At 43.2% G+C, this 22,970-nt stretch carries 19 protein-coding genes; 17 read left to right on the forward strand and 2 right to left on the reverse strand.

What is annotated here, in order from left to right; all coding sequences use genetic code 11:
- Positions 1–196: 196 nt before the first annotated feature.
- From G625_RS0106390 to fsa, 6 genes are all read left to right on the forward strand, one after another.
- Positions 197–2,779, forward strand: coding sequence for a heavy metal translocating P-type ATPase (locus G625_RS0106390; RefSeq protein WP_029200456.1), 2,583 nt, complete (start codon positions 197–199; stop codon positions 2,777–2,779).
- 10 nt (positions 2,780–2,789) lie between these two features.
- The gene (locus G625_RS0106395; protein WP_029200457.1) at positions 2,790–3,095 is read left to right on the forward strand and encodes a metal-sensing transcriptional repressor; all 306 of its coding nucleotides are present in this window, start codon (positions 2,790–2,792) and stop codon (positions 3,093–3,095) included.
- Between the two features lie 236 nt (positions 3,096–3,331).
- Positions 3,332–5,371 (forward strand): ATP-dependent zinc metalloprotease FtsH, encoded by a 2,040-nt coding sequence (gene ftsH / locus G625_RS18675; protein WP_330364999.1) that lies wholly within the window; start codon positions 3,332–3,334, stop codon positions 5,369–5,371.
- A gap of 174 nt (positions 5,372–5,545) precedes the next feature.
- Positions 5,546–7,507: a fructose-bisphosphatase class III gene (locus G625_RS0106405; RefSeq protein ID WP_044931851.1), complete on the forward strand. Its 1,962-nt coding sequence runs from the start codon at positions 5,546–5,548 to the stop codon at positions 7,505–7,507.
- 2 nt (positions 7,508–7,509) lie between these two features.
- Entirely contained in the window at positions 7,510–8,196 is a 687-nt protein-coding gene (locus G625_RS0106410; RefSeq protein ID WP_029200459.1) for a FadR/GntR family transcriptional regulator, read from the forward strand.
- Between the two features lie 130 nt (positions 8,197–8,326).
- Complete coding sequence (gene fsa / locus G625_RS0106415) at positions 8,327–8,983, forward strand: fructose-6-phosphate aldolase (RefSeq protein ID WP_029200460.1); 657 nt, start codon at positions 8,327–8,329, stop codon at positions 8,981–8,983.
- A gap of 48 nt (positions 8,984–9,031) precedes the next feature.
- On the opposite strand, the gene G625_RS0106420 is transcribed toward fsa, so the two are convergent.
- Entirely contained in the window at positions 9,032–10,198 is a 1,167-nt protein-coding gene (locus G625_RS0106420) for a pectinesterase family protein (RefSeq protein WP_029200461.1), read from the reverse strand.
- Between the two features lie 581 nt (positions 10,199–10,779).
- Between G625_RS0106420 and G625_RS0106425 the strand changes: the two genes are divergently transcribed.
- The 11 genes from G625_RS0106425 to G625_RS0106475 all read left to right on the forward strand — a co-directional run bounded on the left by G625_RS0106425 (position 10,780) and on the right by G625_RS0106475 (position 22,376).
- Entirely contained in the window at positions 10,780–12,357 is a 1,578-nt protein-coding gene (locus G625_RS0106425) for a glycoside hydrolase family 28 protein (protein WP_029200462.1), read from the forward strand.
- A 56-nt stretch (positions 12,358–12,413) separates the two neighbouring features.
- On the forward strand, positions 12,414–13,811 hold the full coding sequence (locus G625_RS0106430; protein WP_029200463.1) for an ABC transporter substrate-binding protein: 1,398 nt from the start codon (positions 12,414–12,416) through the stop codon (positions 13,809–13,811).
- 197 nt (positions 13,812–14,008) lie between these two features.
- Positions 14,009–14,917 (forward strand): carbohydrate ABC transporter permease, encoded by a 909-nt coding sequence (locus G625_RS0106435; protein ID WP_029200464.1) that lies wholly within the window; start codon positions 14,009–14,011, stop codon positions 14,915–14,917.
- Positions 14,918–14,920: 3 nt separating this feature from the next.
- Positions 14,921–15,778: a carbohydrate ABC transporter permease gene (locus tag G625_RS0106440; RefSeq protein WP_029200465.1), complete on the forward strand. Its 858-nt coding sequence runs from the start codon at positions 14,921–14,923 to the stop codon at positions 15,776–15,778.
- A 2-nt stretch (positions 15,779–15,780) separates the two neighbouring features.
- Positions 15,781–16,950: a glycoside hydrolase family 88/105 protein gene (locus tag G625_RS0106445; protein ID WP_084152792.1), complete on the forward strand. Its 1,170-nt coding sequence runs from the start codon at positions 15,781–15,783 to the stop codon at positions 16,948–16,950.
- A gap of 155 nt (positions 16,951–17,105) precedes the next feature.
- Positions 17,106–18,068 carry a helix-turn-helix transcriptional regulator gene (locus G625_RS21105; protein WP_049895767.1) on the forward strand — a complete coding sequence of 321 codons (963 nt, stop codon included), beginning with the start codon at positions 17,106–17,108 and terminating at the stop codon, positions 18,066–18,068.
- A gap of 117 nt (positions 18,069–18,185) precedes the next feature.
- Positions 18,186–19,046, forward strand: a complete 861-nt coding sequence (locus tag G625_RS0106455; RefSeq protein WP_044931855.1) for a sugar phosphate isomerase/epimerase family protein — start codon at positions 18,186–18,188, stop codon at positions 19,044–19,046.
- Between the two features lie 176 nt (positions 19,047–19,222).
- Positions 19,223–20,524 carry a hemolysin family protein gene (locus tag G625_RS0106460; protein WP_029200468.1) on the forward strand — a complete coding sequence of 434 codons (1,302 nt, stop codon included), beginning with the start codon at positions 19,223–19,225 and terminating at the stop codon, positions 20,522–20,524.
- A gap of 112 nt (positions 20,525–20,636) precedes the next feature.
- The gene (locus tag G625_RS0106465; RefSeq protein WP_029200469.1) at positions 20,637–21,191 is read left to right on the forward strand and encodes an NUDIX hydrolase; all 555 of its coding nucleotides are present in this window, start codon (positions 20,637–20,639) and stop codon (positions 21,189–21,191) included.
- Between the two features lie 132 nt (positions 21,192–21,323).
- On the forward strand, positions 21,324–21,854 hold the full coding sequence (locus tag G625_RS0106470) for an adenine phosphoribosyltransferase (protein ID WP_029200470.1): 531 nt from the start codon (positions 21,324–21,326) through the stop codon (positions 21,852–21,854).
- Between the two features lie 18 nt (positions 21,855–21,872).
- Positions 21,873–22,376 (forward strand): GreA/GreB family elongation factor, encoded by a 504-nt coding sequence (locus G625_RS0106475; RefSeq protein ID WP_029200471.1) that lies wholly within the window; start codon positions 21,873–21,875, stop codon positions 22,374–22,376.
- A 64-nt stretch (positions 22,377–22,440) separates the two neighbouring features.
- Here the strand turns inward: G625_RS0106475 and G625_RS18685 are convergent, their stop codons facing one another.
- The gene (locus G625_RS18685; protein ID WP_044931858.1) at positions 22,441–22,899 is read right to left on the reverse strand and encodes a CBS domain-containing protein; all 459 of its coding nucleotides are present in this window, start codon (positions 22,897–22,899) and stop codon (positions 22,441–22,443) included.
- Positions 22,900–22,970: the final 71 nt, after the last annotated feature.

The following is a 22,970-nucleotide window of genomic DNA, read 5'->3' on the forward strand; positions in this document are numbered from 1 at the left end:
CACGTCAGTGCAGTTGGGGCGAACATGTGAAGCCGACTGTTATTTCAATCTCGTGGGCCGTCGCGCATCCCCTGCATTTTCTGTCCCATTTAAAAAAAACAGGTATTGACTAACATACCCCCGGGTGGTATATTTAGCTCACACCTCAAGATAGGGAGTGGGGGTATATTGATTAACGATCATCACGGAGGACGAGATGGAACAGTATATAGTAACCGGCATGAGCTGCGCCGCATGCCAGGCAAGAGTAGAAAAAGCCGCAAAAAAAGTACCCGGTGTTAAAGAAGCCAACGTCTCACTTCTGACCAATACACTTATGGTCGACGGCACCGCCGAATCCTGTGACATCATAAAAGCAGTGGAAGAAGCCGGCTACGGAGCTTCGGTTAAAGGCGCACAGAAGACAGAGGAAAATACCTACGAAGACAGCCTCAAGGCCCAGGAAGAAGCATTAAAAGACCATGAAACACCGGTATTGAAGAATCGCTTACTCAGATCTGCGGTACTGCTCCTGACACTCATGTATCTCTCCATGGGACACAACATGGCAGGATTCCCGGTTCCCGCCTTTCTTGAAAATCCTGCGGCCAATGCATTGACTCAGATGCTCATCGCAATAGTTGTGATGTATATAAACCGGAAGTTTTTCATAGACGGCTTCAGGACGCTTTTTGACGGCTCCCCCAATATGGATGCGCTTATCGCTTTGGGATCCACAGCATCCTTTGCATATTCACTTGTATCTCTTTATATCATGATAAATGCCATGGGCAGAGGTGAGTCGGAGACAGTCCATCATCTGGCACATAACCTATATTTTGAGACAGCGGCAATGATACCTACGCTCATAACTGTAGGAAAGCTTCTGGAAGCAATGTCAAAAGGACATACAACAGATGCGCTTAAGAGCCTCATGAAGCTTTCTCCAAAAACTGCGGTTCTTTACCGCGACGGAAAGGAGACAGAAGTTCCTATTGCCGAGGTTAAAACCGGAGACCTGTTTGTTGTAAGACCCGGAGAGAATATCCCCGTGGACGGAATCATAGAAGAAGGAGAAACTTCTGTAAATGAGTCAGCCCTTACGGGAGAATCCATACCGGTTGACAAAACTTTAGGGGATATGGTTTCTGCCGGAACCATCAATCAGTCAGGATATGTAAAGTCAAGGGCTACGAGAGTCGGCAAGGATACAACATTATCCCAGATCATAAATATGGTTTCGGATGCAGCCGCAACAAAGGCTCCTATAGCAAGAATTGCGGATAAGGTCGCTTCTGTATTTGTGCCTTTCGTCATTACCGTTTCGGTGCTTACATTATTTATCTGGCTTTTTATGGGAAAAGGCATCGAGTTCTCCATTCCGAGAGCAGTTGCGGTACTGGTTATTTCCTGCCCATGTGCTTTGGGACTTGCAACACCGGTGGCCATAATGGTAGGAAACGGCATGGGAGCCAAAAACGGTATCCTGTATAAAACCGCTGCTTCCCAGGAACAGTCAGGACGTATAGAGATAGTTGCACTTGATAAGACAGGCACCATCACAAAGGGTGAGCCGGTGGTGACGGATATAATACCTGAGGAAGGTGTCACAAAGGAAGAACTGCTGAGTCTTGCGGCTTCCCTGGAACAGAAATCGGAGCATCCTTTGGCAAAGGCTGTTATGAGCTATGCCAATGAAAACCATATACGTATTCCTGAGGTAAGTGACTTCCGCGCATTACCGGGAAACGGCATAACTGCAAAGCTTGACTGCCATGAGCTTTACGGCGGTTCCGGGAAGTTCATGATGGAGAAATTCGGAGCTGATGATACAATTGTCCGTAAGTCCGATGAGCTTTCTGAAATGGGAAAAACACCGCTTTTCTTTTCCGAAGATAATAAGCTTCTTGGCATGATTGCTGTCTCTGATACAATAAAAGAGGATTCCGCCAAAGCCATAAAAGAGCTTAAAGGTATGGGCATCGAGGTCTATATGATCACAGGTGATAATGAAAAGACCGCACAGGCAATCGCTAAGCAGGCAGGAGTCTATCACGTGATTGCCGGTGTTCTTCCGGACGGTAAGGAAGCGGTTATCCGTGAGCTTCAGAAAAAGGGCAAGGTTGCAATGGTTGGTGACGGAATCAATGATGCGCCGGCATTAACAAGATCGGATCTTGGTGTAGCCATAGGAGCGGGGGCTGATGTAGCCATTGACGCTGCCGACGTGGTCATCATGAAGTCAAAGCTTACGGATGTAGCTGCAGCCATAAGACTTGGCAGGGCCACCATAAGGAATATCCATGAAAATCTTTTCTGGGCATTCTTTTATAATGTTATCTGCATACCTCTTGCGGCAGGCTTTTACTCGGCTCTTTTCGGATGGGATTTTGAAATGAATCCTATGGTGGGAGCAGCCGCCATGAGCATTTCCAGCTTCACGGTATGTATGAATGCCCTGAGACTGAATCTTTTCGATGTATTCGACGCATCAAAGGATAAAAAAATAAAAAGGAAAACTACAGCGACCGCGGAAAAGGAAGCTGAGTTAAATACAAATGAAGAAACAAAAAAGGAGAATGAAATCATGACAGAAACAGTTAATATCAAGGGAATGATGTGCGGACATTGCGAGGCAACAGTTAAGAAGGCTCTGGAGGCCCTTGACGGAGTTACTTCAGCAACAGTTTCCCATGACAGCGGAACAGCCGTTATTGAGCTTTCAAAGGACGTTGATGAGGCAGCAATTAAAAAGGCTGTGGAGGATCACGACTTCGAGTTCGTTTCCATCGTAAAGTAAGGTGAATGACATGCCTGCTTGTTGTGACGGAGAAAATGTAAGACATAAGAACAGAACCCCTGAGCAGATAAAGGCCCTGACAACCAGGCTTAACCGTATAGAAGGTCAGATCTGCGGGATAAAAAAGATGATCGAGGACAACAGGTATTGCCCCGATATCCTTATCCAGGTAAGTTCGGTTCAGGCATCTCTCAATTCATTTAACAAAGAACTCCTGAGTTCGCATATCAAGTCCTGTGTTGTGGAGGATATAAAAGACGGAAAAGAAGACGCGGTGGATGAGCTGTGTGAGCTTCTGAAGAAAACAATGAAATAACAATACCATATAACTTCCGGAGGTTTTATTCTTCGGAAGTATTTGTTTTTTACGGGATTTCGACGAGCCATAGGGGACGGTTCTCTCCGGTGAGAACCGTCCCCTATGACTATTTAAATCCATTCTTTTGGTTCTTCAATTGTTCACAATGAATACACATTTGCCAGATATAATCAAAAATCATTAAAACCCATAGTTTTATAGATATATAGACAGAGTAGCAGAAAGGACATTTTATGATAAATATCTTAAATGTTTTCAAAGGCAGGAAGCCACAGTCACAGATGAATCTTGCAAATGAAAACTATTCCGGGAACAATAACCGAAATGACAATGGATTTGACAATTTCAATGATTTTTTCAATCAGTTCAATAAAAATAACCAGAATGGAGGAAACAGCTACAAGCCCCGCAACAGGAAGCCGCTGATTTTCTATTATTTCGTGGCTCTGGTGATCATACTTTTGCTGAACACCTTTGTTTTTCCTTCCATTATGACCCGCTCAGTGAAGGACACGACCTATACCGAGTTCATAAATGCCGTTAACAACAACGCAATAACGGATGTTAAATTCACCGACGACACTATTTATTATGTTGCCAATGTTAACGGCCAGGCACTTACCTGCCGCACGGGACGAATAAAAAACGAGTACACAGAAGCCTCTGTGCTGGACATTCTCTACAACCAGAATGTTAATTTTATCGAGGAGATACCGGTTGAGACAAGTCCCATAATCAGCTTCCTTTTAAGCTGGATATTCCCTATCCTTATTTTCTGGGCGCTTGGAAACTGGCTTTCCAGAAAAATGGCCTCAAGCATGGGTTCCATGGGAGGCGGCGGAATGTTCGGAGGCTTCGGAAAGTCCAATGCCAGAGAATATGAAGCCAATGGCGACAATAAGGTAACCTTTAAGGACGTTGCAGGTGAGGATGAAGCCAAGGAGCTTCTCAGCGAGATGGTGGACTATCTTAAGGAGCCTGACAAGTATACCGAGATCGGTGCCCATATTCCGAAGGGTGCTCTTCTTGTAGGTCCTCCGGGAACAGGTAAGACACTTCTGGCAAAGGCTGTGGCCGGAGAAGCAAATGTTCCATTCTTTTCCATTTCCGGTTCTGAATTTGTTGAGATGTTCGTAGGTATGGGTGCAGCCAAGGTCAGAGACCTTTTTGATCAGGCAAAGAAAAAAGCACCTTGTATCATTTTTATCGATGAGATCGATGCCATAGGTAAAAAGAGAGGCGGCGGTGCCCTGGGCGGTAATGATGAGCGTGAGCAGACATTGAACCAGCTGCTTACCGAAATGGACGGTTTCGACTCCTCAAAGGCCATCATTATCCTGGCGGCAACAAACCAGCCGGATTCCCTGGATCCCGCTCTCCTTAGACCGGGACGTTTTGACAGACGTGTTCCGGTTGAGCTTCCTGATTTCCAGGGCAGAGTAGATATCCTGAAGGTTCATGCAAAGGATATCAAGATGGCGGAAAATGTTAATTTGGAAGCTATCGCAAAGGCCGCAGCAGGTGCCAGCGGTGCAGAGCTTGCCAACATTATAAATGAATCTGCATTAAGAGCTGTAAGAGCCGGACGTGAAAGAGTTATCCAGTCAGACCTCGAAGAGTCCATAGAAGTTGTTATAGCCGGTTACCAGAAGAAGAATAAGGTAATGACGGATAAGGAAAAGCTTATCGTTTCATATCATGAGGTGGGACATGCTCTTGTGGCGGCTCTTCAGAAGAATAGTGCACCCGTTCAGAAGATTACTATTATCCCGAGAACCTCAGGTGCTCTTGGCTATACCATGCAGGTTGAGGAAGAGGGTAACCATTACCTTTACTCAAAGGAAGAGCTTGAGAACAAGATCGCAACGCTTACAGGCGGAAGATGTGCCGAGGAGCTGATCTTCCATACCTGCACCACAGGTGCAAGCAATGATATCGAGCAGGCTACAAAGTATGCCCGTGCCATGATCACTCGCTACGGTATGTCCGACGAGATCGGTATGGTTGCCATGGAGCAGCTTCAGAATCAGTATCTCGGCGGTGATGCGTCACTTACCTGTTCGCCTGAGACCCAGACTAAGATTGACAAGATGACGGTTGACCTTGTGAAGGCGCAGCATGACAAGGCCATGGAGCTTCTTAAGGACAATATCAACAAGCTCCATGAGATCACAAAGTTCCTTTACGAAAAGGAGACCATTACAGGAGCTGAGTTCATGGAGATACTTAACCGAAAGGAAGTTGATCCTTCGGTTGTGGCTCCGACAAACTAATATAATACCGGCCGTTCAGGCATCCCCCGCTTTCACTGCGTTTTTTGTTAATTTTATATCATTTATGCACGTTTTTTTATTAGTACAATGGTGATTTTGTATAGTAAAAATATTACTTCATCGTTATAATTACAACATGACGAAGGCTGTATACATAATTTTTAGGGAGTAATTATGCGTGATCTTGATTATTTAAAACTTTTGGCAAAACAGTTTCCCACTGCTACTGCAGCAGGTGCGGAGATCATCAACCTGCGTGCTATCTGTGCTTTGCCTAAGGGGACAGAATATTTCTTCTCTGACCTTCACGGGGAGAGTGAGGCATTTATCTACCTTATGCGTTCTGCATCCGGTATCGTAAGAGATAAGATTGATGAGACCTTCGGAAATCTTCTTCCTGAGGAGGAGCAGCTTGAGCTTGCAAATCTTATTTACTATCCGAGAGACATCCTTTCAAGTCCTAAACATAAAGAAAAGGATACTCCTGAGTGGAACCGCATAACTATAAACAGGCTTATAAACATTTGCCGAGTGGTTTCATCAAAGTTCACCCGTTCAAAGGTTCGTAAGAAGATGCCCCAGAGCTATGCTTACGCCATCGATGAGCTTTTGCATATAGACAATCATGATGAAGACAAAAAGGATTATCTACGCGAGATCATGAATGCCATAATCGACACCGGCATGGGGGACGATTTCATTATTGCCCTCTGTGAGCTTATACAGAATCTCGTTATCGATAACCTCCATATAATCGGTGATGTTTTCGACAGAGGTCCTCACGCTGACCGTATCATGGAGGAGCTTATGAGCTTCCACGATGTGGATATCCAGTGGGGCAATCATGATGCTGACTGGATGGGGGCTGTCTGCGGTAATCCTGCATGTATCGCCAACGTTCTCCGTATCGCCACCTCCTACAATTCATTTGATGTACTTGAGGACGGTTACGGTATAAACCTGAGACCGCTTTCCATGTATGCGGAGGAGGTTTACGGGGATGATCCATGTGAATGCTTCCAGCCACATCTTCTGGATTCCAATGTTTCCGACTCGGTTTCACCGGATCTCGCGGCAAAGATGTGTAAAGCCATATCCATTATCATGCTTAAGGAGGAAGGTCTTCTCATCAAGAGACACCCGGAGTACCATCTGGAGCACAGACTTCTTCTGGAGAGGGTGGACTATGCGAAGGGAACCGTAAACATCGACGGAAAGGTTTATCCGCTGAAGGACAAGAATTTCCCGACCATTGATCCTAAGAATCCTTATAAGCTCACAGAGAGAGAAGAGACCTTGATGAAGACGCTTATATACAGCTTTACTCATTCCCAGCTTCTTCAGAAACACATTCGTTTCTTCTTTACAAACGGATCAATGTATAAGGTTGTAAATAACAACATCCTTTACCACGGCTGCATACCTATGGAAAAGGACGGCAGCTTTACAAAGATAAAGACACCTGACGGTACATTCTCCGGAAAGGCGCTTCTTGATTACTTTAATGACAAGGCTATCGATGCTTATTTCCTTAACGGTGAAAACGATCCTCAGGGTAAGCTCTATGCAACAGATTTTTTCTGGTATATGTGGTGCGGTCCCAATTCTCCTCTTTTCGGAAAGGACAAGATAACAACCTTTGAGCACTGCTTTATTGAAGATCCTGCGACTCACAAGGAAAAATTCAATGTTTACTATGACTTCGCAAAGGAAGAGAAGTATGTAGACAAGATCTTTGAGGAATTTGGCGTGGACGCTTCCGTCGGACATATCGTTAACGGTCATGTTCCGGTTAAGACGAAGCTTGGCGAGTCACCTATCAAGGCAAACGGTAAGCTGTTTATCATTGATGGTGGTATCTCAAAGGCTTATCACTCGAGAACAGGTATAGCCGGCTACACACTTATCTTTAATTCCCGTCATCTGGCTCTGGCTAAGCATAAGGGATTCCAGAAGGGCGCCGAGAATACTCCTGAAATCCAGATCGTGGAGCAGATGAAGACAAGAGTAAGAGTAGGCGCAACCGACAACGGAAAGAATCTTAAGAGTCAGATAGCTGATCTCGAAGAGCTTCTGGCAGCATACAGAAACGGTGACATCCTCGAGCAGGGAGAGGTCATTCCCAGGAGACACTGATTATGAAAAAAATATCGGCAACACAAAAAACGATAAATGAATTAAAGAAGTATTTATTGTCTGATGAGGCAAAAATAGGAGATAAGCTTGCAACGGAGAAAGAAGTATGTGAAAGATTATCCGTCGGCAGAGGTACAGTGAGAGAAGCTTTCAGAAATCTGGAGGCGGAAGGCTACATTTCAATTAATCCCGGAAAAGGAGCTTTTATAGTAAAAAAATCCCAAAATGATGAGGATGCTCTTGCCAGCTGGTTTACAAAAAACAGAGGAAAAATACAGGATTATGTTGAGTTCAGAAATATCCTTGAACCTGCGGCGGCAAGAATGGCGGCAGAAAGAGCTTCTGACAAGGATCTGAAGGCTCTTGAAAAGATTCATAATGATTTTATCGAATATGCAGCTGTCATGGATGACGAAAAGCTGGCACTTCTTGATGAAGAATTCCACACCAGGATAATGAAGATGACCGGAAATGAGGTCATGGAAATGATCAATCAGAGTGTAAGTAAAAGGATAATGAATTTCCGTTTCCAGACCTTTAAAATTAAACACAATGTTGAGAATGGAATTAAGGCACACGAGAAAATCCTGAGAGCTCTTATGGACAGGGATGCTGATGTGGCCGAGGTTTATATGAAGCGACATATCGAACTTATCGATAAGGATATGGAACGCATAATTGTGATGTAACATAATGCCCAGAAGTATTGACTTTCAGCGCTCAAGTCATAAAATATTAGTAGTAATGGACCGAGTCTGTGAAATGAGATTTCAAGGATGATAAGACTTGGTTTTTGGTCAAAATACCAGGAGGAAAAACATGAAATTTTTTATTGATACCGCAAATGTAGATGAGATTCGTCAGGCTAATGACATGGGCATCATCGCCGGTGTAACAACCAATCCTTCACTTATCGCAAAAGAGGGACGTGATTACATGGCTACATTGAAGGAGATCACAGAGATCGTTGATGGTCCTATTTCAGGCGAGGTTAAGGCAAGCACAACTACAGCTGAGGGGATGATCGCAGAGGGCAGAGAGATTGCCAAGATGCACAAGAACATGGTTGTTAAGATTCCTATGACTCCGGAAGGTCTTAAGGCTGTTAAGGTTCTTTCAAGTGAAGGCATCCATACAAATGTAACTCTTATCTTCACAGCTACACAGGCTCTTCTTGCTGCAAGAGCAGGTGCTACTTATGTTTCTCCTTTCCTTGGACGTCTTGATGATATTTCTACAGACGGAATCACTCTTATCCAGGATATAGAGGATATTTTCCAGATGTATCCTGATATCGAGACAGAGGTTATCTGCGCATCTGTTCGTCATCCTATGCATATCATTGATTGTGCTAAGACAGGCGCTGATATCGCTACAGTTCCTTTCAAGGTTCTTATGCAGATGACCCAGCATCCTCTTACAGATATCGGTATCGACAAGTTCGTAAAGGACTACGAGGCTGTATTCGGAAAATAATCCAAGTGTTATTAAATCCCCTGAGATTACATCTCAGGGGATTTTCCGTTAGGAAAATACTTTTTGTTTCCGGTATTTCTGGATTTCGTTGAAGTTAAGTTCTTTTACGAAGGGAGCACGGTAATCGGAGGCGCCGGGGCCGTAGTTTTTGTATTCGCAGAAAGAGACGGTGGATTCGGCATCTTTTTTATTCCAGTTGTGGAAACCGGAGGGGTGGATATGGTTTCCAAGGTAGGAGTTTCGGATCAGGACTTTTGCGTAGTTTCGCCACGGGCGGCCAAGGTAGCAGCTATGCTCGGGGCAATCAGACTCGAAACGGCAGTTGTCGAATATATAGCCGTAGTTCTGTCCCTCAGGGGTTGAAGCTGCGGTGGCATAGCTTTTTCCTTCTTTTGACTCGCCATTATCTATCATGGAAGTTAACTCGCTGAGTTTATCTTCGCCCAGATTTTTTTGGGCAGTTTCCATAAGACTGTTCATAGATAAATTTCCGGTCATCTTTATATCATTTTTTAACAGAGACTTATATATAAGAAGAGGTGTCCTGTCCTTCTGGAAGAGGTAGCAATCATCAAAATAAGCAGTGGCGGAGCCGAAAATAAAATCTATATCTCCTTCTATATATGAATCTTTATAATATTGTCTTCCGTTGATCCGTGGTGAAAACTGTTTTGGACCGATAAAACCGTTTTTTTCTATTTCTTTTGGCGGAAGTGGACCTGTGAAGAGAGTATCCTGCCAGCCCAGGAGTCGTATATTGCTGCAGCTGATTCCTTCTCCTTCTGCGTAAAGAGCTATAGCCTGACCTATATCGGGGCCGGCTCCGGCGGAATTCTCGATGGTTAGGTTATTCAGACTTACATTTTCCGCATCTATTAACATTGTATAAGAGCGGAAGGTTCCAAGCTTGCCTACGTCCTCTGAAGGCATCATTCCGTATAAGCCCTGTGTGATGATGGTTTTGTCGGATGGAAGGTATCGATTTGGGAGCAGGTTACCTTCAGGATCCGCAAACCGGTTTTCAGGAGTTTCTTCTTTTATATATTGTTTGAAGTCTGTATTGCATCCTCTTAATGTAATGTCTGGAATCTTTATTTCAACTCTTTCTTTATATATTCCTTCTTTAATAAATATGGTGTCGCCTGATTTGGCATGATTTACAGCTTCCTGAATGGAAGTGTAATCTCCGTTTCCTGTTTTGGATACCGTGATCATGGGATTTTCCTCCATTAAAGATTTATATGATTTGTACTATCAGAAAACCGATGGTTTATTCTGTGATAAGTAATTCCCGGGTTTAAGTTATGGCGTACGGAAATATCAAAAAACCAGCGGCTATCAATATTATATGATGAATAAATGTCAGGCATGATTATAAAATCGGATATTTTTATTCTATCGAATACTATTTTGCCAAAAATCATGAGAAAAGCCATGAAGATTTTTAAGATAATAGCGAGCTTGATAGTAAATTGACAAAAATTGTGACTATTGACGATGTAAAACGCTTACAAAAATTATTAATATATTGATATCGACGAGCGAAAACACAAGAAAGTGTGCAAAAAATTGCAGCAAATATTGGGGATGATTATCTAAAAGGATATTTTAAACAATAAAAAACTCTAAAATCATAGTTGAATAAGACGAAATATTTATATAAATAGTGTCCGATAAGATAATTATGTGTAAATTGGGTCAGTAATTGTAAGATTTATCTCAAAGTGACTGATATAATCATACATGTCAGTAAGAAATGAATAAGTGATCAGGAATGATCATTGAAAAGAGGAAGTATGGATTTTCAAATAGCAGCCGTTTTTAAACGGAGTATAACAATAGAATTATTGAATGATACGATCTGCTATGCTCCTTCGGGATACAGCATTTTGATAAACGGAGAGGAAAAATTAAAGTCCGATCTTAATGTTGTGACGGTTGACGGATTAAAGCCCGATACGGAATACACCATCACTCTTCTGACAGAGAACGGCAGATCGGATAAAACCTTCCGAACAGAATATGAATCGGTTCTGCTGGATGTGAAAGCATTTGGAGCATCCGGAGACGGGGAACAGGATGATTCAGGTTTTATACAGGCCGCTATAAACAGTTGTCCTAAGGATGGTACGGTATATCTTCCTAAAGGAACATATCTTTCAAAACCGATCTTCCTTAAAGGCCATATGACCTTATGGATAGATGATGAGGCGGTTCTGCTGGGAGATCCGGACAGAAGACATTATCCCTTATTACCGGGACTTACACCCACAACGGATGAAAAGGATGAGTACAATCTTTCAAGCTGGGAGGGTAATCCGGAAACAAGCTTTGCTTCACTGCTTACAGCTGTTAATGCTGAAGAAATTGAGATCGTCGGTAACGGTATCATTGATGGAAACGGAGACAAGGGTGACTGGTGGCAGGATCCCAAGAAGAAAAGGATAGCCTGGAGGCCCAATACTGTTTTTTTCAATCATTGCAGATCCGTAAGGATGCAATCGGTGACAGTGAGAAATTCTCCCTGCTGGACCATCCATCCCTACTATACGGATGATATAGCACTTTACAACTTAAGTATCTGGAATCCATCGGATTCACCCAATACAGACGGGTTTGATCCGGAAAGCTGTGACGGGGTTCTGATTCTGGGAACAAGGATTTCTGTCGGAGATGACTGCATTGCCATAAAATCAGGCAAATACTACATGAGTGATAAACACCATAAGCCTGCAGATCATTTCGTGGTCAGAAACTCATTCCTTGAAAGGGGTCACGGAAGCGTAACCGTTGGTTCCGAAGCAGCAGCCGGTGCACAGAATGTAGAGGTTTCAAGATGCATATTCAAGGAAACTGACAGAGGACTCCGCATCAAAACAAGACGAGGCAGAGGCCCCAATGCGGTTTATGACAACATAGTATTCCATGACATAAAAATGGAAAATGTGCACATGCCCTTCACCTTCAACATGTTTTACTTCTGTGATCCCGACGGTCACAGTGAGTATGTTCAGGATCAGAATGAGAGACCTGTTGATGATAAAACACCGACGATAGGATCTGTAACAGCAGAGAATATCGTGGCAGAGGGTGCCGATCAGTGCATGCTGGTTGCTTATGGATTGCCTGAAAGATTTATCGACAGGATAGTCTTTAAGAACATAAAGGTTTCATTCCTTCAAAAGGAAGAAAGAAAACCCGGTCAGACCATAATGATGGATAACTTCCCTGAAATGACCGGAAAGAGTATTTATGCCAGAAATGTAAAACATCTGGTACTTGACAATGTTGAGATATCCGGTTGCGACGACACAGGTCCGGAACTTATAAATGTTTTGGATTATGACAGCCTGAATATCGTATATAAAAGTTAACAATGAGGTAAAACTCAATTTAAACAGGAGGCCGGAAAGGCTCCCAGGAGGTAAAAATGAAAAAGACAATTACTAAGTTTCTCGCCGGCGGTATGGCAGCATCAATGATGCTCAATCTTGCAGCTTGTGGTGGTTCATCCACAGCTGCCAATGATTCAGCATCAACAACAGCAGCAGCCCAGGGTGCAACAGAGGCAGCTCAGGGTGCAACAGAGGCAGCAAAGACTGCAGCTGAGACAGTAGCCAAGTCTGAGGGCGGAAACGGAACAACACTTAGAATTTCATGGTGGGGCGGTGATTCAAGGCATACAGCTACACTTAAGGCACTTGATGAATATATGGCAGCAAATCCGGGCATCAAGGTTGAGTCAGAGTATGGCGCATGGTCAGGCTGGCAGGATAAGATCGCTACTCAGATCGCAGGAAATTCAGAGCCGGATCTTTTCCAGATCAACTGGAACTGGTTATGGCAGTTCAGCCCGGACGGAACAAGATTTGTAGATATTCAGGATCTTACGGATTTCGATCTTTCACAGTATGATCAGTCACTTATCGACCTTATGACCATTGACGGACATGTTCTCGGTGTTCCTGTTTCATCAACCGGAAGAGTATTCTACTGGAACAAGGCAACCTTTGAGAAGGCAGGCCTTGAGGTTCCCAAGAGCTTCGCAGATATCCTTGCAGCAGGTCCTGTATTCAAGGAGAAGCTGGGCGATGATTACTATCCTCTTGCAGCAGGAACCTATGATCTTACAATCCTTCTTACCTATTATATGCAGGAGAAGTACAACAAGCAGTGGGTTGTGGATCACAAGCTTAATTACACGGTAGAAGAGCTTACAGACGGTTTTGATTTCCTTAAGAGCCTTGAGGCTAACCACGTAATTCCTACACAGGAGAAGCTTACAGGTGACGGTGCTGATTCTCTTGATAAGAACCCTAACTTCATCGATGGTCACTATGCGGGTGTTGTTGAGTGGGACAGCTCAATCAAGAAGCTTGCAGATGCACTTGATTCAGATCAGGAGCTTGTAATCGGTGAGTATCCTGCAGATTACGGCACACCTGCTACAGTTTTCAAGATTTCCATGGGCTTTGCCGTATCTCCTAACTCTGCAAACAAGGAAGAGGCTGCCAAGCTTATGGAGTACATGTTCAATGGCGACGGTGTAGAGACCCTTGGACTTGAAAGAGGTGTTCCTTCATCCCATAAAGCTCAGGAGAAGCTTGAAGCTTCAGGTGCTCTTCAGGGACTTACCTATGAAGCTTTTAAGGCCGCATCATCCAATGCTCCCTTCCAGCTTTCACCTTACTATGAGGATGCAGCTCTTAAGGACAGCGCAGAGGGCGCATATCAGGAAATCATGGACACAATGTCTTATGACGGTGTAGATTCCAAGGAGCTTGCTGAAATGCTCATTGAAGCAGTTAATGAGGTTGAGGGCAAGTAATCCTTTACAAGCATTGATAAGTCAATGTTTATAAACAGTTTTCCCTGATCCTCCTAATCCGGGGTTAAGAATTACCGCATTAAATGCGGTATATATCGGGCCTTGGCTTACATCTGAGGCCCGATTTTATTGTAATAACTTATGTTTCAGTCAAGGTAGACCGGTGAAAAACGGTACCTTCCAAAGGAGTAGATAAAATGTCAAATTCAAAAACAAATACCGCTCCGAATAACTTTTGGAAAGAGAATAAAGGATTCTTATTCATCTTCCCATGGTTTGTAGGATTTCTTGTTTTCAAAGGATACCCTTTCCTTTCATCACTGGTTTACAGTTTCAGCGATTATTCTCTTTTTGAGGGAATTTCAAAATGGGGTATCTTTAATTATCTGGACGTATTTACAAATAAAAAGATACAGGAAGGCTTTATGATCACCTTTAAGTATGCATTTATGACGGTGCCTCTTAAGCTGGTGTTCGCATTGTTTGTAGCATATATCCTTAACTTCAAGATAAAGGGAGTTAAGATGTTCAGAACAGTCTATTACATTCCTTCGATCCTGGGTTCCTCAGTTGCCATCGCAGTTCTCTGGAAAGCGATCTTCAAGGATGACGGAATCGTTAATATGCTCCTCGGAATATTCGGCGTGGAAGGACCTCACTGGCTGTCTAACAAAAATGCAGCCCTTTTCATTATCTGTCTCTTACGTGTATGGCAGTTCGGTTCAACCATGGTTATTTTCCTTGCTGCATTAAAGGGCGTATCTCCTGATCTTTATGAGGCAGCTTCTCTTGACGGAGCAGGTAAGTGGAGACAGTTCTTCACCATCACTGTACCCATGATCACACCGGTTATTTTCTATAACCTGGTAACTCAGCTGGTTCAGGCATTCCAGGAATTTAACGGACCTTATATCATTACGGCAGGTGGTCCGAGAGGTGCAACCACACTTGTATCACTGCTTATCTATAACAACGCGTTTAAGAAGTATGCAATGGGACTTGCAAGCTCACAGGCATGGGTTCTGTTCATTATCCTTATGATATTCACAGCGATTTTACAGTACAGCCAGAAGCACTGGGTATACTATTCTGATTCGGAGGACTAAGCAATGACACTCGAAAGAAAAAGACAGATTGCAACGGTATGTAAGTATGTCGTACTCATTCTGGTGGGCATTTTCATGATCTACCCGCTGGTTTGGATGATCGGTGCATCCTTCAAAACAAATTCAGAGATATTCTCAAGTATCGGATTTATACCTAAGGAACCCACCTTCCAAGGGTATGTAGATGCCATGAACGGCTACGGCGGTGATATTGACATCTGGAAGTCAATGCTCAACACCTACAAGATCGTTATTCCTAAGGTTATCCTTACGATAGCATCCTGCACACTGACAGCTTACGGTTTTGCAAGATTTAAGTTCAAGGGACATGATGCACTCTTTGCACTTCTGATGGCAACACTGTTCCTTCCAAACGTAGTACTTAATGTTCCTCAGTTCATCATGTACAATGGCTGGGGCTGGGTAGATTCACCTTTATACCTTCCTCTTATCGTTCCTTCAGTATTTGCTCAGGATACCTACTTCGTATTCATGCTCATTCAGTTCCTCCGCAATGTACCGAGAGAGCTTGATGAGGCTGCAAAGATCGACGGATGTACAGCACTTGGAACTCTCTGGCATGTTATCGTACCTGTACTTAAGCCGGCTATGACATCTGCAGCACTTTTCCAGTTCATGTGGTCATCCAATGACTTTATGGGACCTTTGCTCTATGTTTCAACTCCGAAGCGTTATCCTGCAGCTATCTTCGTAAAGATGTCCATGGATGCCGATACCGGATTCTCATGGAACAGAATACTTGCACTTTCGCTTATTTCCATCATTCCTTCACTGGTAGTATTCTTTATGGCCCAGGATCAGTTCATCGATGGTGTGACAGCAGGTTCGGTTAAGGGTTGATTATGGAGACGAAAGAATTACACCACCTCACAGGTGGCAGGGAAGCTACGGAAAAGCTTCTTAATGATTACTTGGATTATCTTATGGCTCATTCGGATTCCGGGCATCCTGCCTGGAATCTCGAGCTCATTAGAAAAGGTAAAGAGAATAGATGGAATTATATAGATGGCTGTATGATAACAGGTATCCTGCGGCTTTACGAGATCACCGGGCAGGAAAAATATCTGAAGTTTGCGGATGATTTTGTAAGCGGATTTGTAAATGAGGATGGAAGTATCAGAAATTATGATACTGAAGAAAAAAACCTCGACAATATAAATCCTGCAAAAAACCTGTTTAAGCTTTATGACTTCACAGGAAAAGAAAAATATCTGAAGGCTATACAGCTGGTGAGAACCCAGATAGATAAGATGCCGAGAACAAAAGAGGGGAACTTCTGGCATAAAAATATTTATCCGAACCAGGTATGGCTTGACGGGCTTTATATGGCGCAGCCTTTCTACATTGAGTATGAGAAGCGTTTTAATGATTCAAAAAACGTAAAAGATACTTATGATCAATTCTGTAATGTAGAAAAGCATATGCGTGATGAAAAGACAGGACTTTACTATCACGGATATGATGAATCAAGAGAGATGTACTGGGCAGATCCGGAGACCGGATGCAGTCCGAATTTCTGGCTTAGGGCCGAAGGATGGTTTATCTTGAGCCTCGTTGATGTGCTGGAAGTTATGATGGATATGGATCTTCCCGGGGAAAAAGAGCATCTTAAAAAGATGCTTGTGGATCTTACAGAGGCACTTTCCAAATACCAGGATGAAAGCGGACTTTTCTACCAGCTCATCGCACTTCCCGAGGTTGAAGGTAATTATCTTGAAACCTCCGGTACGGCGCTGATAAGTGCTGCGGTACTTAAAGGAGTGAGACTTGGTTTTATACCGGAAAAGTACAGAAGCATGGCAGAGAAAGCTTTCTATGGTATAATCGATAAGAGGCTTTCGAAAAATGAGGACGGCACGCCCTGCGTGACAGGAATATGTCTTGTTGCCGGACTCGGAGGCGCAGACCATAGAGACGGATCTGTTGGATATTATCTCGGAGAGCCGGTGGTAAAGAATGACGCAAAAGGAGTCGGTCCCCTGTTTCTTGCTTATACGGAAATGATAAGATAAAATAAAGGATGCGTGTCCGATTGGATGATGATTCAATGGGATACCATCCTTTATTTGTATTAAAGCCTGATGATTTTTGAAACAATCTGGGAGTATGGAAAAAAGGATCACGAAGCTTTACCTCCCCTATATTGGTTATCAAAAAGAGGTATTTTATGGCAGACGAAAATTTACATAATGCCAGACTTGAGCTGGTATTTGAAAAACGTATCCCGGGCCTGAGGGTTTCGGAAGCGGTGAGACATCAGAAGTTCATAATGAAAAACAGACATTTCCATGAGACCATAGAAATGCACTTCATCATCTATGGACAGAGACTGCTGTTTGTTGATCAGGAAACCTATCGTATGGTTCCTCACACCTGTATGATGGTAAACCATAACCTCATTCATAAAACCTCAACAGCCCCCAACATGCCTCCAGATCATCACAATTTCATACTTCAGCTGGACAGATCGGTTTTTGATAAAAAGTTCAGGGAATTCGGACTGAAGGGTTTTGATGAGTTCGGAAATCTGTATGGTGGACTTGCAAGGTTTAATGACACAGAATGGCAGCTGGTTTTATCCGTTATCGATGCCTTTAAGGCGGCTTGCGAGGACGAAAGAAACGGGATAACCTCCTCCATGGAGGATCTGCATTCTTTTCTATATCTTCAGACTGTTGAGCTTGCGGGTATTTTCGCAAAAAGCAGAAGAAGAGATCTTCAGAGTAAGCTTAAGGAAAAGGGTATAGAGACAGCTGAGCAGCAGTCTGTTGTGAAAACGGGAATTCACCAGAAGGTTCATGATATAGCTATGTTCCTTCAGGGACATACCGGTGAAAATGTCACTCTTGATGAGATTGCAAAACAGTTTTACATGAGTAAATCCTACCTTACCAGAGTATTTCGTAACATTACTGGTTTTTCTGTTATTGAATATATTACTTATATAAGAGTGAGGAAGGCCCAGCAGCTGCTGATAGATTCCGATACCAGCATTACCGATATTGCGGAAATATGCGGGTTTGGTAATGTTACCTACTTTGAGAAGGTATTTAAACAAATGACAGGTCAGACACCGGGACAGTACCGGAAGAATCCCGAGAGGACTAAGCTGATCCTTAAAAAACTATAAAATTATTTCGAATTAACAATCGTATGCCGGAAATAAACGAGTTAGAAAGCAACATATAAGAACTAAATGATAAAATACCGGTATTCACAGAGGAATTTTTTATAAAGGAGATTTTATATGATTCAGTTTGGAATGAGAGTTCATGATATATGTGGTAAAGGAACCGTTACAGAGGTTCTTGATAAGGTTCAGGACTTAGGCATTAAGTATATTCAGCTTGCCATGTCCAAAAGCTTTTCAGAGGTGGACACCTCTGTGGGACATTATAATGCGGGACTTGGGGATTATGTTGGAGCAGAATGCAGAAAAAGAGATATTCATGTGTCTATTCTGGGCTGCTACATTAATCCGGCTCATCCCGATGAAGAAAAGAGAATGCTGGAGGTGCAGAGATTTATAGAGCATCTTAAATACAGTAAAAGGATAGGAGCTGATATGGTTGGCACAGAAACAGGCCGTGCTCATCCTGATATGAAGATAGTTCCTGAGACCTATACCGAGGAAAACTATCAGAGAGTTCTGGACAGCTTTAAGCGTATAAGGGATGCAGCTGAAAAGCTTGGCGTCATGGTGGGAGTTGAAGGAGTGTTCAATCATACACTTCACAGTCCCGAGATGATGAGGAGATTTCTTGACGATATTGATTCAGTAAACTTTGATGTCATCCTTGATTCTGTAAATCTTATAAAACCGGAGTACGAGAAGGATCCTGCAGGGCAGAATGCGATCATAAAGAAGGCCTTTGATCTGTACGGTGACAGGATCACCACACTGCACCTAAAGGATGGAGTATTCGAGGATAATGATCAGAAATTCCGCCATCCCGGTGAAGGCTTCTTTAATTATGAAGAGCTTATGCGTCAGGTCAGTATCTGGAAACCTTACATCGTGGGAACTCTTGAGAACTCCACACCTGACCGTTACTACGAGGACTGTAGATTCCTGCAGGAGCAGTACGATAAATACAAGGCAGTATAAAACAGAACAGAATGCTTCCGCCGATGAACCACTAACTCCGTTCCCGTGGTACATCGGCGGAACTTTTTCAAAAAATCCCCAAATCGCGTTCAAAAACCCATGCATCATTTGACAAAACCTGTATGTTCATATACAACATTAAGTAATATACGGTCCGGAGGGAGACTTTTATTTATATGATAGAACGACTAGTTCTTCTTATTGTACTTATAATATTAAATGGCTTTTTTTCCTGTGCAGAGATAGCTGTTCTGCAGGTTGGAGATACAAAACTGAAAAAGCTTGCAGAAGAAGGAAACAAAGACGCAATAATACTTCTTAAACTGACCGAGGATCCGTCGAGATTCCTTTCTACGATCCAGGTGGCTATAACCCTGGCAGGTTTTCTGTCCTCGGCTTTTGCTGCAGACAGTTTTGCAAATCCTGCTACCAGACTTCTTATAAAGATGGGAGTGCCGATCAGTGAATCGGTGCTTAGTCCCATAGTTATCGTGGTCATCACTTTGATTCTTTCATATGTCAATATCGTATTCGGTGAGCTTGTGCCCAAAAGACTCGCACAGGCATATACGGAAAAGATCGCTTTATCCATGGCTTCCGTGCTTCAGTTTGCAGCTGTACTGTTCCGACCTTTTGTAGGGCTTCTTACAGTATCCACAAACACTGTTATGAAGCTGATGGGAATCAATCCCGAAGATATCGAAGATAAGGTCTCGGAAGAAGACATTATCATGATGCTTGATGAAGGAACGGAAAACGGCACCATCGAGCACCAGGAAAATGAGATGATACAGAATGTCTTCGAGTTCAATGATCTGACAGTAGAGGATGTGTGTACTCACAGAACAGATGTGGCTATGCTTTATTATGAAGACAGTGATGAGGTCTGGCGAAAGACCATTTATAATAACAGATTTGCCAATTATCCTATCTGCGGTGAGGATGATGACGATGTAATAGGCATTCTTGATACCAAGGATTATTTCCGACTTGAAGACCAGTCCCGTGACAGCATAATGAAGAATGCCGTAGATAAGCCGTTTTTCGTTTCTCAGAACATGAAGGTTTCGGATCTTTTCCAGACCATGAAAAGGGAGCGTAAATACTATGCGGTTGTTATAGATGAGTATGGCGGAATGACCGGAATAGTAAGCATGCATGACCTCATCGAAGCTCTGGTGGGAGACCTTCAGGAGGAGGATGATCTTCCTGAACCTGAGCCGATCGAGGCCATCGGAGAGAATGAATGGATAATTCTCGGAATTGCGGATCTTGAGGATGTCAATGAAGCTCTGAAGATTGATATACCGACGGAAGATGCCGACACCTTCGGCGGATACATCATGGGCATCATAGGTACAGTGCCTGACGATGGCAGCTCCTTCCATCTGGAGACAGATGCTCTTGAGATAGATGTGGCGTATATTAAGAATCACCGCATAGGAAAAACCATAGTCAAAAAGAAAATATCTGAATGATGCGGTTATTCTGAAAAGCGAATAGATATACGCAAGAAGAAATATTTAAATACAGGATGATTATGTGCTATAATCTGGGTTCGTTTGAAACAGATAAGCAGGAGGAGAAAGTATGCTGAATCAGGATAATGCTGAGAAACCGGTAAAGCTTATAGAGAGAAAGCTTGCCTATAAAGGAAAGGTCATAACAGTTTATGATGACTTCGTTGATGTGGGAGGACATGAGACCCATTGGGATTTCATACATCACATGGGTGCGGCAGCAGTACTTCCTGTGCTGAAGGACGGACGCATACTCATGGTCAGACAGTACAGACATGCCCTTCAGAGATACACTCTTGAGCTCCCGGCAGGAAAACGTGATGAAGAGGATGAGCCCTTTGAAATCTGTGCATTGAGAGAGCTTGAGGAAGAAACCGGATACAAGACAGACCATCTTGAGTTCCTTCTCTATGTCAACACCACCGTTGCCTTCCTTGATGAAAAGATAGGCATATATGTAGCCAGAGACCTTGAAAAAGGTAATGTACACTGGGATGAGGATGAAGAGCTTGGAATAGAAGCCTGGAACCTTGAAGACCTTAAGCAGCTTATATATGAGGGTAAGATGACAGATGGCAAAACCGTTGCAGCCATTATGACATACGCTGAAAAATATTGTAAATAATGATCCGGGATTATAGACCCTGAAAAACATGACGATATAATTCTGACAGAAAGCCGATCGGGATTACATGTAGAGTTACGGCTTTTACATAGGCGGATAAAACGCAGATATCTTACATATGAGGATTGAAAAATGAAAAGAGAAAAATTAGAAGATTATGTATTGACCATTCCTGATTTTCCGGAGCCAGGAATCATGTTCCGTGATATTACATCACTAGTCCAGGATCCTGACGGACTTCAGGATGCCATCGATGGACTCAAGGATACACTGAAGGATGTTGAATTCGATAAGGTACTTGGTCTTGAATCCAGAGGCTTTATCTTCGGAACCCCTATTGCCTATGAATTTAAAAAAGGCTTTGTACCCGTACGTAAGAAAGGAAAGCTTCCCAGAGAAACTGTGTCTGCAAAGTATGAACTTGAGTACGGCGAGGCAGAGATCGAGATACACAAGGATTCCATAAGTAAAGGCGAAAAGGTTGTCATCATTGATGATCTCATCGCTACCGGCGGAACCCTTGAAGCTTCCTGCAAACTTGTGGAAGAGCTCGGCGGTGAGGTAGCCTGCATAGTCCTCGTTATGGAGCTTGCCGGACTTGAAGGCCGTAAGAAGCTGGAAAAATATGATGTAAGGACACTTATTACCTACGAAGGAAAATAAGGATAGTAACAGAACAAAATGGGACAGGAATTAACAAAGTCAGACGTAAAAAGAATTCAGGACGAGATAGATCATCGTAAACTGGTCCTGAGACCACAGATAACCAGAGAGATAGCAGAAGCTGCAGCCCAGGGCGACCGCTCGGAAAACTTCGAGTACTATGCAGCAAAAAAAGCCAATCGTGAAAACAACGGTCGTATAAACTACCTCGAAAGAGTGCTGCGATTTGCAAAAATAATCGATGACAGCTCCAAAGAAGACGAAGTAGGACTAAACAATACAGTCACCCTTTACTTCGAAGAAGATGACGAAGAAGAAGTATACCGCATAGTCACCTCCATCCGCGGACACAGCCTCCTCGGCCTCATCTCCAACGAATCCCCCATAGGTAAAGCCATCATGGGTCACAAAGTCGGCGACCGCTGCGAAGTCACCACCGAAAACGGCGCAAGCTATTTCGTCGTTATTCGTAACATCGAAAACACAGGCGAATCCGAAGACGACTACATAAAAGCTTTCTAGAAAACAGCAGAAGCTTGAAGGCACCCGTTTCTGATCGGGTGCCTTCGAGCTTCTGCGTCCGCCCTTAAGCCAACTCCCGAAGATCCTGAAGCTCCGTTTTCGGCACTTCACATTCCTTCGGAAGACGAGAATTGGCGTAAAGGTAATTTATGATCTCCTTCCGCCGTATGATCCCGATGAAATGCTTCATATCATCCACCACTGGAACAAAATTCTGATTTGCCACCCTCTCCATAAGATCCTCCATGGAAGCATTGACATCCACCGGAGCATAATGGGTTTTCATGGGTATATCCGCTACCTGAATCTTCTCGATATAATCAAGATTCATCTTCAAATTGTTCTTAATCTCCCACAGAAGATCACCCTCCGTCATGGTGCCGAGATAACTTCCGTCTTTTGCAAGAACCGGAATAGTCGAATAGCGATGAAACTCCATTTTTTCAAGAGCCTGTCGTAAAGTAAAATCTTCCTCAAGAAAAGCTACGTCACATTTGGGCGTAAGGAAGAATAGAATATTCATTAGAAACTCCCTCCAAATAATTCAAATAATTAACCTTTGATATATTATCATATTTTACATAAAAGTCAGCA

It is taken from the genome of Oribacterium sp. NK2B42 (assembly GCF_000424445.1).
Classification (GTDB): Bacteria; Bacillota; Clostridia; order Lachnospirales; family Lachnospiraceae; genus Oribacterium.